Raw genomic sequence first — 14,748 nt, forward strand, 5'->3', positions numbered from 1 at the left:
ATTTTACAACACAGGCTGGCATCACTCTATCCATGTCACGAGTTGGGAAATGTATCGACAATGCACCAATTGAAAGTTTCTTTGGGCATTTCAAGACAGAGTCTTATCATCTCAAGAAATACAAGACCTATGAGGAGCTAGTCGCAGATGTGGAAAGCTATATCCAGTTTTACAATACACAACGTTATCAAACTAAATTAAACAACCTGACCCCTTGGGAATTCAGGAATCAGGTTGCTTAATATCTTTTATTATTTGACTGTCTACTTGACAGGGAGCAGTTCACACATGACGAAAATAGGTTTCTTTCATGACAATGTATATTTGTTTCATAGGGCTACTCCTGATTCTAACTTGAAGATTTCATCAATCGTTGGGGCTTGCTGGTCAAAGGTTGACACGTATTGTCCCTGAGTAAGGGTGTCAAATAAGTCAGGACCTGCTGCTTCATCATCTAGAACCAAGCGCCAGGTACCTTGCTTGGTGCGACTGACCTTGACCACATGAGGCAGAGCCTCTAATTCTTCCTTTGATTTTTGACTAGCGACAAAAATACGCGTCTTACCATAGCTATTACGGACATCCTCAATGCTCCCTGAGACAACCACTTTACCGTCCCGGATCATCAGAATATCATCGCAGAGTTCTTCCACATTGGTCATGACATGGTCAGAAAAAATAATGGTTGCACCGCGCTCTTTTTCTTCAAGGATCACCTGCTTGAGTAGTTCGGTATTCACAGGATCCAGACCGCTAAAAGGCTCATCCAGAATAATCAAATCTGGCTGGTGCATCAGGGTAATGATCAATTGAACTTTCTGTTGATTTCCCTTGGATAAACTTTTGATTTTATCTGTCGGATTCCCCTTAACCTGCAACTTAGCCATCCACAGCGGCAATTGCTCCTTGATATAAGAGCTTGATAAGCCTTTCAAACTAGCTAAGTAACGAACTTGATTGTACACGGTTAATTTTGGCATCAAGCTGCGTTCTTCTGGCAGATAACCAATCTTCTCATAGCTTGCTTGGGAGATAGCTTCTCCATCTAGCCGAATCTCGCCCTCATAATCTAAGAAATTCAAAATGCTATGGAAAATGGTTGTTTTTCCTGCACCATTTTTTCCGACTAGACCGATAATCCGCCCCTGGTCTGCCCGAAAATCAATTCCATGTAAAACAGCCTTATCCCCAAAAGATTTCTTTAGTCCTGATACTTCTAACATAGAAGCCCTCCTTGTCTCCATTACACGACAATATATATTCTAAAACAATAACCTTATTATACTCCCTATCCTGAAAAAACTCAATCGGCTGAAAGCCTTAGAGGGATAGGGAAATAACCTGCCTCTCTTTTCTGACGCTGTTGAGAAGAGCTCGAGGAAACCGACAGCCTATAATAAATATAATTTATTGACCTCTCCTAGCTAAGAAAGGAGTGGAAAAGCCAGTTGAAAGTGGGAACCTAAAAGACGAATGAAAGCAAGCTATTAGATCCCACGCCACCAGCGCGACAACTTCACTCTTTTTATAGTCATTTAGTTTATATTTTTATTACTTCGTTAACTCGTCTTGTATAATTGAACTCGGGCTACGAGCTGTGCAAAGAAGAGCGATAACTGTTTCAGTTTTAGCTGATGATAGTTCTTTAGGGAATAGGCTGAAAACCTCCACTGGAGCTTTTCACTCGTCAAAACTCCTATTTTTGCCTTGCTCGCTCCCACAGTCTAGGAATAGACTGTGGGAGGTGGGAGATAAAACGAGCAGTGCTCGTGTCAAACAGTCTAGGAATAGGCTGGGGAAGGTTAGAAATAGAAAGAGTGCAACTCGTGTCAAACGCCCTTGTATCTTGTAATTGAGTTCAGCCTAAAACCTCGGAAAAAAGATAAATACTCCTAGAAGCAAAGACTTCTGCGTCGTATTTCCTATTTTTCAGTCGGTTTTTTAACGGCTTCACATCTTGTAATTGAACTTGAGCCTAGCTTCTATTCAATATTAGATCCAATCCGTCTGGGCAATCGCTTCTCTCACCTTTTCAATCGGCAGATAAACGAGTTCACACTGTTTTTCTTGGTAGAGGTAGGTTGCATAGTCATCTATCCGATATTCGTTGATATAGACCACGCGCGTGCAGCCCACTTGGAGCAGCTGTTTGGAGCAATTGAGGCAGGGAAAATGGGTGACGTAGGCTGTAAAGCCTTTAGGAATCCCCCGCTCTGCTCCTTGTAAAATCGCGTTGACTTCTGCATGCAGGGTGCGCACACAATGACCATCCACCACCAGACATTCCTGATCCAAGCAATGTTCAGTCCCTGAAACAGAACCGTTATAACCTGTTGCCACAACCTTATTGTCCTTTACAAGAACTGCGCCCACCTTTGCCCGTTTACAAGTCGCACGATTGGCAATCAAAAGGGCTTGTGCTGCAAAGTATTCATCCCATGCTAAACGAGTTTCTAACATCTCCTATCCTCCTCGTGTCTTTTCCTTTATTATACCATGTTTTTACAGAAATCTACCCATACTCGTTAAAAATCAACATCTGACGTCGTTAACTCATCTTGCTGAGTAAAAAGCTCCAGTGGAGATTTTTAGCCTGTTTCCTTAAAACAAGAAAGAACAGAGTTCTACCTGCTTCAACAGTCTAGGAATAGACTGTTGAAGGTTGGAAATAAAACGAGTGTAACCCGTGTCAAGTGTGCCCCTCTTTGGGACATAACTGTTTCATACTCGTCAAAAATCAACATCTGACGTCGTTAACTCATCTTGCTGAACTTCAGTTCTACCTGCGATTTCATTGCCTAGTCAGATGTTGATTTTTATAGAGTATCAGCTTTAACCAGTTCCAGATTTTGATTTTTGACGAGTATAAATAACTATATAATAGGGACACCACATCAGGGAGGATAGAACCTTCAAAAAAAGAGGACAACCGTGATTGCAAAATCACAATTGTCCCTCCCTTATTTCTAGGTGACCTATCAAATCGTTCAAATTAGAACATGGTAACCTTTTCCAAAATTCCTTTTGTTAAGGTGCTTCCACCACAGTCGGTCGTGTATAGGCTACTTGATACAAGATGGTCTTGAGTTGAGAAACGGTGGCTGACACTGCTCTTTCGTGATCTGGGTTGTCCGCAGAAAGAGGGTAGATGACCGCCCCCACGATAAGGGAATCATCATAATTCCCTGTATTTTCTAAGCGATAAAAGGTAATTTTGGCAGCGTTGTTCTCACCCTTTTCCTCATAGCCAACTTGCCATTCCTGATCCTTGATCGAGATGGTGGTCTCTTGACTAAAGTTCTGACCATCACCTTTCAAGAACTGCGTCAATTCATCCTTTGTCATTACTTGTCCGCCTGATAGAGGGGAAGTTTGATAGGCATCTAGGGTATACAGTTGCACACCAAATGTCATGCCATCTTCAGAAGCTATATAGGTATAATCCGTGGGCTGGCTTCCCCTCACTTGTTGGAGCTGCCAGCTTTCTGGTACTTGATAGAGCCGATACGACTCTACTTCTTCTGCGCTATCTCCCAATCCTTGGGTTTTCGCGACACCATTTTTAGCAGAATAAATTTTTTCTTCTTTAGCTGCCCTGATAGCAAGAGGCTGTGCCTCCGCAAGTTTCTGAAAATCAATGGTTCCTGTCACTAAAGAAGCACCTAGCGCTACGCTTGCCTCTGTTGAGGAGGGTTCTGTCACAGAATTTTCCTTGGTCGCGCAAGCCGATAAGCAGAGTAGACTTGCTATTCCTAGGTATAAAACTTTCTTTTTCATCTTTTTACTAGCCTTTCTACTTGGCCTCATACCAAGTCTTTCCTGCATTTTCATCAGCAATCAATGGAACGGAGAGGGTGATGGCTGCTTCCATGACTTCCTTAACCATGGAACGAATCGTGTCTAACTCATCATTTGGCACTTCAAGTACAATTTCATCATGCACCTGCAAGAGCATCCGTGTACGCAAGCCAGCCTCCATCATAGCCTTATCTAGGTTAATCATTGCCACCTTGAGCACATCAGCTGCCGACCCTTGAATCGGAGAGTTGATAGCCGTTCGTTCGGCAAAATTTCGAACGTTGAAATTGCGGGAATTGATGTCTGGAATCTCCCTGCGGCGGTGGTAAATAGTCTCCACATAGCCCTTGTCACGCGCTTCACGGACAATTCTTTCCATATAATTCTTGATCCCGGGGAAGCGGTCAAAATAGGTCGCAATATAGGCTTTCGCTTCTTTTCGACTAATGCCCAAATTGTTGGACAAGCCGAAGTCTGAAATCCCGTAAACCACGCCGAAGTTGACAGCCTTTGCATTGCGGCGGTCATTGGCGGTTACATCTTCTGGCTTTTCAATCCCAAAGACCCGCATGGCAGTCGAGGTATGGATGTCGGCTCCCAGACGAAAGGCTTCAATCAAATGTTCATCCTGCGAAATGTGCGCCAAGATCCGCAATTCAATCTGCGAATAGTCCGAGCTAAGCAGGACACTATCTTCCCATTCTGGGACAAAGGCCTTACGGATCAAGCGTCCTTGCTCCAGACGTACAGGGATATTTTGCAAGTTGGGGTCGGTGCTGGAGAGGCGACCTGTCTGGGTCAAATCTTGGACATAGCGGGTACGAATCTTCCCATCCTCCATAATGGACTCCTGAAGGCCAACCACATAAGTCGACTGCAATTTGGTAATCTGGCGGTATTCAAGAATTTTCGACACAATTGGCGCTATGGGTGCCAGCCTTTCTAGGACATCAACAGCTGTTGAATAGCCTGTCTTAGTCTTTTTGGTAAATTCAAGCGGCAAGCCCATTTTCTCAAAGAGGATGTTCCCTAACTGCTTAGGAGAATTGATGTTAAACTCTTCACCAGCTAATTGATAAATATCCTGAGTTAACTGGTCAATCAAGACATCATTTTCAGCCTGCATAGCTTTGAGCGTTTCAGCTTCGACCTTAATCCCCGCCATTTCCATTTTGGCAAGGACATTGGCAAGCGGTAGTTCCATATCAAAGAGTAGATCTGACTGCTGGTTTTCAGCTAGCTTGGTTCGCATAGTCGACTCAGTCTCAACCAACACTGCCAGTTTATTAGCCAAGTGTTGATCGAGGCTTTCTTGGTCAGGTAGCGCGCGTTTTGCTCCCCTACCGTAGACCACTTCATCAGCGGCTAAGTTGTGCTGACCATAGAGCATAGCAATGGTTGCAATCTCATTGTCTTCAACGGTATTTAAGAGATATTTAGCCAAGCGACTATCAAAGGCTGCCAGTCCCAGCTCAATCCCATAATGGGACAGCAGAACCTTGCTGCGTTTGAAATCGTAGGTCTTAATGGCTATCTCTGTCAGAAACTCCCGCAGGATTTCTTGGGAGAGTAGCTCTTCTCCGCCCACATAGATGGTCTCTTCATCCCCCCAGACTAGACCGATAATCGGTTCCTTGTGGTAGTTGTCACCAAAGATTTCAAAATGGAAAAACTGTTCTTTATGAAGCATGTTGGCTTCAACTGTCTCAACCCTTACAAAGGCCTGCTGGTTAGCCGTCGTAGCTATCGCCTCACTCCCTAGTTGGGAGCGGAGGAGTTTAAAGCCCATATCCTCATAGAAACGTGCGAGTTGCTCGACATCTGGTCCTCGGTAGACAATATCGTCTAAGCCGATCGTGATCGGTGCTTGGGTATTGATTGTAGCTAGCGTCTGAGATAGATAGGCCTGCTCCTTATCCTGAATCAGATTTTCTTTCATCTTGGACTGCTTCATGCTGTCAATATTCTCGTAAATACCATTGAGCGATCCATACTCGCTCAAGAGCTTGAGCCCTGTTTTCTCACCGATTTTGGTCACTCCCGGAATATTATCGGACTTATCTCCCATCAGGGCTTTTAGATCGATAAACTGGGTGGGGGTAATCCCCATTTTTTCCATGAGGTAGGCGGGGGTAAATTCTTCAAATTCCGCGACCCCTTTTTTGGATATTTCAACGATAGTATTTTCATCTGTCAGTTGGATCAAGTCCTTATCACCACTGACAATGGTCACAGCGAAAGGCAACTCTGTCCGCTCTGCCATTTTATCCAATGTTCCAATAATATCGTCTGCCTCATAGCGTTCCAAATCATAGTGGCGAATGCCCATGGCTTCTAGCATCTGGCGGATGAAAGGAAATTGTTCTCGAAATTCATCTGGTGTCTTGGCGCGTCCTGCCTTATAGTCCGCATACATCTCGGTGCGGAAGGTGGTCTTACCTGCATCAAAAGCTACCAGCACGTGGGTGGGCTGAATCCGCTTCATCATGTGATCAAGCATGAGGTGGAAGCCGTAAATAGCATTGGTGTGGAGACCGGTCGGGCTTTTAAAGCGATCAATCTGGTTGTAGAGTGCAAAGAATGCACGGAAAGCAACAGATGAGCCATCTATTAGTAATAATCTATTTTTATCCATGTCCTTATTATATCACACCTCTGGAGCTTTTTACTCAGCAAGGCAAGTTAAAGACGTCAGATTTTGATTTTTGACGAGTATAAACCTATTCTCCCTTCTATCCTCTCGAATACAAGGAGTGGAATGAACTCCTCCAGTCAGCAAGTTTTTGCCTTTCAACCTCTGTACACACATAAACCATGTTTGCGCTATCCCTTGCGCTAACACTTTATATTTCTAGGGTCAGACTAGCCCAGACCGTTTCATCCGCTACCTCTCGATAGCTCGCTTGGCACGTTACCATCAAATTCATCAGCAGAATCTAGACAGAGAGCATTCACCACAGTTGTACAACTGCTCATCGTCCCAAGGAAACATCCTACCTTAAAGACCGAGCCTTTTTCTATGCCTATTCTTTACGAGCTTTTATGCCAGCCAAGCCCAGTACAGCTAGGCTAAGTCCGATCAAGGCGAGTTGAGATTCTGCTGCACCTGTGCTTGGTAAAACTTTCTCGCTTGTCACAGCTGGACTGTTCGTATCCTTTGTTTGAATTTCCTTATTTAAGGTGCTGAGTGATTCGACTTTTGACTCAACATTTGGTGTCTGTACAAGCGATTTTTGAGGGTCCTTTTCGTAAACCAAAGCATACTGACTAAAATGCGTCACCTTAAACATGGTCTCCTTCAAGTCCTCGCTCTGAACAAATGGCAGACTTTCTTTCATGTCCTTTAAGACATAGTAGACAGCCCTTACTCTATCACGACTTGGCACTACCACTGTCACCTCGCCTGTAATCTGTACTTTTTCTCCTTTTTCATTATAGAGGGAAATATCATACAAATCATAGTCTTGCCCAATAAGCGCAGAAGCAGTAGAGTTCAAGGGAGTCACCACCAGTTTAACAGCAGCATTAAAGCTTGAACGTTTGCCAATGACCTTGAGTTGCGTATCCTGATGAAGCAAGCCGATTATCTCATCAGCTTGAGAGGTTTCATCCTTCAAATCTCCCTTATTAGTCGGAGTTGACGGATTCAACGGAAGGGTCTCTTCTGACGAGATTTTTTTAGTACCACGAGCAACAATCTGCTGAATAGGTTGTTTTGAAATCTGCTCTTTTTCGATAACTTCTACTTTACCCGTATCAAAATTAAGTTTATACGTAGTCGTAACAACTTTCTCACCAGGCTTACCTACTTGGACGATTCGCTTCTCACCTATTGGAAGTGTTGCGTCTTCTCGCTCTTCAGTCCCCGATTCGATCGAAACAGTCTCTGTTTTAGTCTTAACGCCTTTTACCACAATCCAGTCTTTAGGAAGCACCACAACTGGAGTAGCCTCGTGCTCTGTTACTTGACCGGTCTGTGGATCGACAGTATAGGTCGTATTGATCGTTGTCTGACCATTCTCACCCATCACTTCCACATCATCACCAAACGCTTTGGTCTCATCAGCAAGGTAATGCTTAGTAAATGGTTGAATAGTGGTCACAACTGTCGGCTTAGTCCCTACCTTAATAAGTTTGTCCACTTTCTCAGCGATTGTTTCCGTACGTTCTACACCGTTTTCTGTGATTTTCCGGATTCTTCCGTCAATACCTTCTCTTGCAACAACTTCTTGCCCTCTTTCCAGACTATCATCTGCTTGATAGACAATATCAAATGCAATCGCCTCTTCGGTTACACTAACATCTGGGATTGCCTGTGGCTGTTTGTACTCATACGGAATCAACTCTGGATCCAATTCATATAAGGCAACTTCCTTCAAGGTCATCATCTTGTTGTTGATAGTATTTGGATTTGTACGGGCCTCAAGTACCGTTAGAACGATACGATCTGCTTTTAGAACTCTTCCAAAGGAATGATTTTCTACTGCCTGCTCAAATGGAATGTCTACCGCATCAGATTCATAGACCTTTTGCTCCCCGTCATAGACAGCTACTTTGTATTTGGTCACTGTTCCATTTCCAGGAGTTCTCTTCGTTATTGAAAGACCGGTCAGATAAGTTGGAGTATCACGGACTACGGCAAAGCTAATCTCTTGTGGTAAACTCACATGGTCTGGTAACTTACCGTCTACATGATTGGGTGCATAATCCCACTTCAATTCTGTCAGACTGTCCGTATTATCATCATTTAGTTTATCAACTCCTGCACCTGCTTGGTAAATGTCATCATTTCCGGTTACACGAATATCTGCAGTTGGCACTTTATTAGCCGTTACAGCGTCTGGTTTTTCAAAGAAACGGACTTCTTTCAAGGTCATCATCTTATTGTTGACTGTTGATTCGCTCGTTCTTGCTTCCAATACTGTCAAGATGACCTTATCCACGAGACGAACCTTATCAAAGTCATGTTTTGCGATCGCTTGAGCAAATGGAACTTCCACTTCTCCCGACTCATATACCTTATCTCGACCATTGTAGGCTTCTATCTTATACTTGGTCACTGTTCCATTACCTGGAGTTCTCTTTACAATCTCCATAGAATGGAGGTAGGTCGGAACAGAATCATCAAATGTAAAGGTCATCTCTTGTGGCAGCCTTACCTTATCTGGTAGCTTACCGTTGACATAATTTGGCTCCCAATCCCATTTCAACTCGGTAAGAGTATCAGAGGATCCATCAATCAAGTTTTCAAGACCATAGCTTGGCTGATAAACGCTCTCATCTCCTACCACATGAATACGCTCTGCTGGTACCTGATTGACACTCTGCTCTTCTGATGCACTATCTGCTAGGACTGGTACAAAGTCACTTCCAACAAGCATCGGATTTTCAAAGACAAATGCCGGATTATCATCTACCAAGGCACGCAAGCGAATCGTCGCAATTTCACGGTCACCAGAAATCGTTGGAGCAGCTTTTTCGTTTGCAAGAATGACAAAAGCTTCTTTGCTACGATCACCATGTGTCCGTACACGAGAGAAGTTCCGCATCGTTGCCAAGTCCGGATGTACAGTGATCGTATCTCCCACTACCTCATACTTGGTCAGATCAATCGGTAAGTTGGCATTGATTGCCTCTACATTTTGTAACTGATGACCAATCAAGGTCAAAACGACTTCTTCATTTGCTTGAACGCTGGTTTTATCTGTATGCCATGTCAGGCTACCGCTTGCTCTCTGAGCTGGCTTATTCGCACCATCTCCAATTTGTCCCGTTGCATAGTAGATATCATAGGCATCAATAACATCATTCTTATTCAAGTCAGCAACTTCTACATAGCCTTCAAAGTCATTGTCAATCGTGCGACGGAGACCTGCGTAGTTTAGCAAGGAGGTAATATCGTTACTATCAATATCCCCATCTCCTGTCACATCTCCAACTGTCCTTTTTGAGGTATTATCCTTTTTAAAAACATAGAGTTCTTGGCCAGAGACAAAGTTTCCAACAGCTGATGAGATATTGAGGCGTATCCAGCGAGCTTCCAGACCATCAGGCAAGGAGAGTTCTTTATCCACTCCATTTACATCCCAACGCACTGACTCAGGCAAGCGTGACCAATGGATACCATCCACACTATAAGTGAGTGTAAATTCTTGGATCATTCCATTTGTCCCGCCATCTTTACGTGGAACATAAAGCAATTTATCAATCTGGTAAGCTCCATTTAGGTCAAGCGTCAAGGTTTCTGGCAGTGCAGATTGATCCCAGCTCGAGTGGTATTGGGAACTTTCGTCCATATCTACCAGTTTGGATACTGGTGTACCAGCTTGTGCCTCGTGAGCCGCTGTAATAGTCACACCTTTAATCGCTAAGCGTAGCGGATTATCCTTGGTTCTACTGATAACTTCATTTGACCAGGCTGTTAGACCATCTGCAAGTACTGCACGCACCTTATAGTGGTGCTCAGAAGCATAAGGCAAATCAGTATTGGTATAACTTGTACCAGAGATATTCGTATATACAATACCATCCACTTTTATATCATAGCTCTGTGCTCCCTCAACCGGTGTCCAGTTGAGCGTAATTTCTGTCGGAGTATTGGTCTCAGGAGTATTGCTTAGTACTGGTGCTGCCGTACCCACTTGCTCGGTTGGACGAGCATCACGATTATTTGACACAAATCCTTCTACTTTGACTTGCACCTTATTTTGTGTCACGTCAAGACGAGCAGATTTTACACGTACCACAGGGTTCTTTGTGATTGTTTGTCCATAATAAGCTCCACCTTCTGTTGAAAACTTATTAAGATTTGGACTCGCATCATAATAGTAAACATTCGTTCCCGCTTCAAAGTCTTCAAGCGTGTTTACCTCTGTTAAAGCCGTCTCAACATCATTCACCAAGAGTTTGACAGCTAAGGGCTTTTCAGACACATTGATATTGAATTGGCTAACTTTATTCCTTTCAAAATGATCGTAGGCACTAATCGTTTTTTCCATTGTCAAGGTAGCAGTTGTCCCGTCAAGCCTGCTCGTTAAGCGTGTTTTTGCAACCTTATCATTGAGGTAGTCTTGGCTGACACCATCATCTTCTACGAGAGTGAAATTCGTCTCTCCATAAGGATAAAAATCCACTTGACGTAGCGTATGGTCAATCTCTGTGTAGTTGTTATGTGCCTTAGTCATCGGCACAATAGCACCATTTTTTACAAAGATTGGCAATTTCCAGATTGGTGTGTCAAAATTATTTAACATTTGACCACCTTGGTATATTTTACCTGTAAAGTAGTCAATCCATTCTGCATCTTTGGGCAGATAGATACCATTTCGGACATCATTACCGTTCGCATCACCTTGGACATTTTGGTAAACAGGAGCAATCAAGAAATTCTCGCCATACATAAATTGATATTTCACCTGTTCAGTATAGTTGATTTCCTCATTTGGAAACTCAAGGAACATGGCACGAATGATCGGCTTTCCATCTGCCGCCTCATGTCCAATACTATAACTATACGGTATCATAGCAGATTTTAGCTTTAGATAAGAGCGATTGATATCTGATGTCGTCGTATCAAAGGCAAACGGCGTCTTTGGATTGCTACCCCAACCGTCCATATTCAGTTGCATCGGAGTAAAGGTCTTCCATTGAAAATCACGGATATTGATGACCTTATTCGCACCGCCAAAAATACCATCCATATCCGAGCTAATGTTTGGATTACCAGATAGTCCTGTACCGATATAAGTCGGAATATGGAAACGGATATACTCCCACTGACCACCCGTCTGATCACCTGTCCAAATACCACCGTAGCGTTGTGTTCCTCCCCAACCATCTAAGGTAATGATAAACGGACGAGCATTTTGACCTTTTTCTGTCATGATCTTCGCAGCATCTGTCAACCCATTCAGACCAAAGGAATAACCTGCTCCAACCCAAGCAACATCTGTCTTTAAGACACGAACCAGACCTTTTTCAACTTCATTTGGCAAATCACGCTGAAGTAGTGGTTCAAGCCCCTCTTTAGGGTGCAAATCAGACTGTGTCCAAAGCCCTGTCTTAACTCCTTTTTTAAGAGCATATTCACTAAATTCTCTCAGGTTTTGGATATTTCCCTCCAAGCTATCTGTCTGACCATAGCCTGCTCCATAGCCGTCATTGACCAACATCCAGCCGAGTGGCATATCATGCTTTTCATAGCGATCAACTACGGCACTTGCTGTAAATGGATAATTTTCATCTGTCGGCTGACCATTCAAGGTTTCTTTCAATCCCTGACGATTCCCTAACTGGCTCGGTTGAAACTCTTTATACCATTTCCCTTTCTCTTCAAAGTAAACAGCTCCATAAGTCCCTTCCGGTACTTCTACCCATGTATCACGATTATAGGCATTGAGATGTCCCTCATACAAGGCAAAGATTGGCAGGACCACAGGCTTTCCAGTCAATTCGTAATAATCTTTGAGAATATTTGTAGGAGTAGAGCTTACAAAATAGAAAGCATCGAAATGGCTATCCTGGTGCGTCGTAATGACCTTATTACTATCTGTCCGCTCAAAGTCATAGATTCCCGGTTTAAAGGTATGGCGAAGCACTCCATATCCATCTGTTGTCCAATAAAATGGATTTGGAGAGGCAACACCGCCATCAACCCAGTTATTTGTATTCACTATTTGAATGGCCTCTCCCTTATGCGTAAAGCGACCATTCTGCGTACCACCTCCGAAATATTGTGTCCTATCACCTGCCTTTAATACCTGCTTAGCAGAGGCATTTTTCAACTCCAAAGGCGCTACTTCTTCCACTACGGTCTTTCCAGTCCGCTTATCAACAATCTTTAAGGTACTCTTGAATTTATCTAAAAATACGGAAACGCTTTCATTTTCGACTATATAAGCTCTTTCATCTGTGTTTAAAGTCGGAGTAGCATTCGTCGCATAATCCGCCAACTTCTTCACCAATATTTCTGCTGGACGGTCTGGACGAGACGGAGTTGGGATTTCTAAAAATTCATCATTTTCAGGCACTACATGGTATCTCACTACATGGTCACCATAAAAGGAAACCTGACCTTTGTGACCCGTCTCATAAGTAATATCAAAGATATGTTGATTGTCACTATTGACTACTACATCGCGAATTGCTCCAATTTGAGAGGCTGTCCGCTCAGATATTTCATTTGTTTCCTGACTCTCATTGTCGCTACTGCTACGATCCTGAGCGTCTAAGGTACCTGCTGCTTCTGTTTCTTTTAAATCGCTATTTTGGGCAGGCGAACTCGCCACAGACTCTTCTGAACTCTGCCTTTCTTCCCCCGCATCAGAAATAGAAGGAAGAATAGTTTCTGTATGGCTAGAATCCTGGTCATCTACGGTATGTCCTACTGCTGTCTCTTTTAAATCACTATTTTGAGCAGGCGAACTCATCACAGACTCTTCTGAACTCTGCCTTTCTTCCCCCGCATCAGCAACAGAAGGAAGAATAGTTTCTGTATGGCTAGAATCCTGGTCATCTACGGTATGTCCTACTGCTGTCTCTTTTAAATCACTATTTTGAGCAGGCGAATCCACCGTAGATTCCTCTGAACCCTGCTTTTCTTCCTCTAACTCAGAAGCAGGTGGGAGAATGGTTTCTGATAGTACAGTATTCTCATCTGGCGTCTGAGCTGACACAGGATTGATACCAAACATAACTGATCCAATTAGCACAGAGAAAGTCCCTACTGCAAACTTACGAATAGAATATTTTCGATGTGTATCGAATAAATGCTTCATATAAAGTCTCCTTAAGATTTATAAAAAGTTAGCGCTTACATTTCTCAACAAGAAAAAAGCGCCCGTGCAATTTTTGAGAGAATTCTAAAAACCTCCTTATAACATTATATCAATACAAACGACAAAAAACAAGCATTACCTCGATAAATTCATAAAAAATGGGAGGGGAAAGAACTCGACTGGTCGAAAAAGAGTTCGTCTTCCCACCCCCGCACAGTTGATTTGGTCAGATTTGGAGTGAGAAACACGAACAAATCTGCCAATCAACCACTGCGCTGAGATGTTATAGCCGTTTAGTTTATTTTTAGTACTAGCTCCAACAGTCTGGGGAGAGACTGTTGGAGGTGGGAAATGAAGAAAACGAAGTTTTCGTTAAAAGTCGCAGGTAGTTGTCTAGTTGATAACTAGACAAGTGACAGATAAGAAAAGTGTAACTTTTCTCAATGGTATAACTTAAGATACGAGGACGTCAAAAAAGCGACCGAAAATTAGGAAACATGACGAAGAAGCGTAGCTTCTAGGAATGTTTATCTATTTTCTGAGCTTTTAGTCCGAGTTCAATTTCAAGATACAAAGCCCGTAAAAAACTCAAAGCGAAAATAGGAAATCTGACGAAGAGTCATTAGACTCTAGGAAGATTTATCTTTTTCGCACAGAGTTTAGGGCGTGTTCAATTACCCAAGATACGAGAGCGTTCGACACGAGTTTCACTCGTTTTATCTCCAACCTTCCACAGTCTATTCCTAGACTGTGGAAGCAACTCCTAGACAAAATAGGCGGCCGAACAGAAGCGGTTCGCTTCGTAGTGAGACCCCCACAAAGGCAACTAGATTGGCGTGTTAGCGACAATCAGATGCCTACTGTGATGTTTTCTAAGTTTACTCAACTTTTTGACTACGCTCTGTCAGTGAGTTGTAGCTCAAGTTCAATTATACAAGATACAAGGGCGTTAGACACGAGTTTCACTCGTTTTATTTCCAACCTTCAACCGTCTATTCCTAGACTGTTTGACACGAGCACTGCTCGTTTTATCTCCCACCTCCCACAGTCTATTCCTAGACTGTTTGACACGAGCACTGCTCGTTTTATCTCCCACCTCCCACAGTCTATTCCTAGACTGTTTGACACGAGCACTGCTCGTTTTATCTCCCACCTCCCACAGTCTATTCCTAGA

6 protein-coding genes are annotated in these 14,748 nt (G+C 43.2%); 1 reads left to right on the plus strand and 5 read right to left on the minus strand.

The window, feature by feature from the left end; all coding sequences use genetic code 11:
• Window positions 1-242: IS3 family transposase (locus tag BU200_RS09030; RefSeq protein WP_142237004.1), on the plus strand; the 242-nt coding region annotated here is incomplete at its 5' end.
• Between the two features lie 87 nt (window positions 243-329).
• Here the strand turns inward: BU200_RS09030 and BU200_RS09035 are convergent.
• From BU200_RS09035 to BU200_RS09055, 5 genes are all read right to left on the minus strand, one after another.
• Entirely contained in the window at window positions 330-1,223 is an 894-nt protein-coding gene (locus BU200_RS09035) for an ABC transporter ATP-binding protein (RefSeq protein ID WP_075099837.1), read from the minus strand.
• Window positions 1,224-1,992: 769 nt separating this feature from the next.
• The gene (locus BU200_RS09040) at window positions 1,993-2,460 is read right to left on the minus strand and encodes a deoxycytidylate deaminase (RefSeq protein ID WP_075099838.1); all 468 of its coding nucleotides are present in this window, start codon (window positions 2,458-2,460) and stop codon (window positions 1,993-1,995) included.
• Between the two features lie 567 nt (window positions 2,461-3,027).
• The gene (locus BU200_RS09045) at window positions 3,028-3,777 is read right to left on the minus strand and encodes a glucose-6-phosphate isomerase (protein ID WP_142237041.1); all 750 of its coding nucleotides are present in this window, start codon (window positions 3,775-3,777) and stop codon (window positions 3,028-3,030) included.
• A gap of 16 nt (window positions 3,778-3,793) precedes the next feature.
• The gene (polA, locus tag BU200_RS09050) at window positions 3,794-6,433 is read right to left on the minus strand and encodes a DNA polymerase I (protein ID WP_075099840.1); all 2,640 of its coding nucleotides are present in this window, start codon (window positions 6,431-6,433) and stop codon (window positions 3,794-3,796) included.
• A 388-nt stretch (window positions 6,434-6,821) separates the two neighbouring features.
• On the minus strand, window positions 6,822-13,574 hold the full coding sequence (locus BU200_RS09055; RefSeq protein WP_075099841.1) for a discoidin domain-containing protein: 6,753 nt from the start codon (window positions 13,572-13,574) through the stop codon (window positions 6,822-6,824).
• Window positions 13,575-14,748: the final 1,174 nt, after the last annotated feature.

Origin of the sequence: Streptococcus acidominimus, assembly GCF_001921825.1 — a bacterium.
GTDB lineage: Bacteria > Bacillota > Bacilli > Lactobacillales > Streptococcaceae > Streptococcus > Streptococcus acidominimus.

Coding starts and splice junctions, on each gene's coding strand:
- BU200_RS09035 (WP_075099837.1), bottom strand. CDS start 1,223: ATGTTAGAAGTATCAGGACTAAAGAAATCTTTTGGGGATAAGGCTGTT.
- BU200_RS09040 (WP_075099838.1), bottom strand. CDS start 2,460: ATGTTAGAAACTCGTTTAGCATGGGATGAATACTTTGCAGCACAAGCC.
- BU200_RS09045 (WP_142237041.1), bottom strand. CDS start 3,777: ATGAAAAAGAAAGTTTTATACCTAGGAATAGCAAGTCTACTCTGCTTA.
- polA (WP_075099840.1), bottom strand. CDS start 6,433: ATGGATAAAAATAGATTATTACTAATAGATGGCTCATCTGTTGCTTTC.
- BU200_RS09055 (WP_075099841.1), bottom strand. CDS start 13,574: ATGAAGCATTTATTCGATACACATCGAAAATATTCTATTCGTAAGTTT.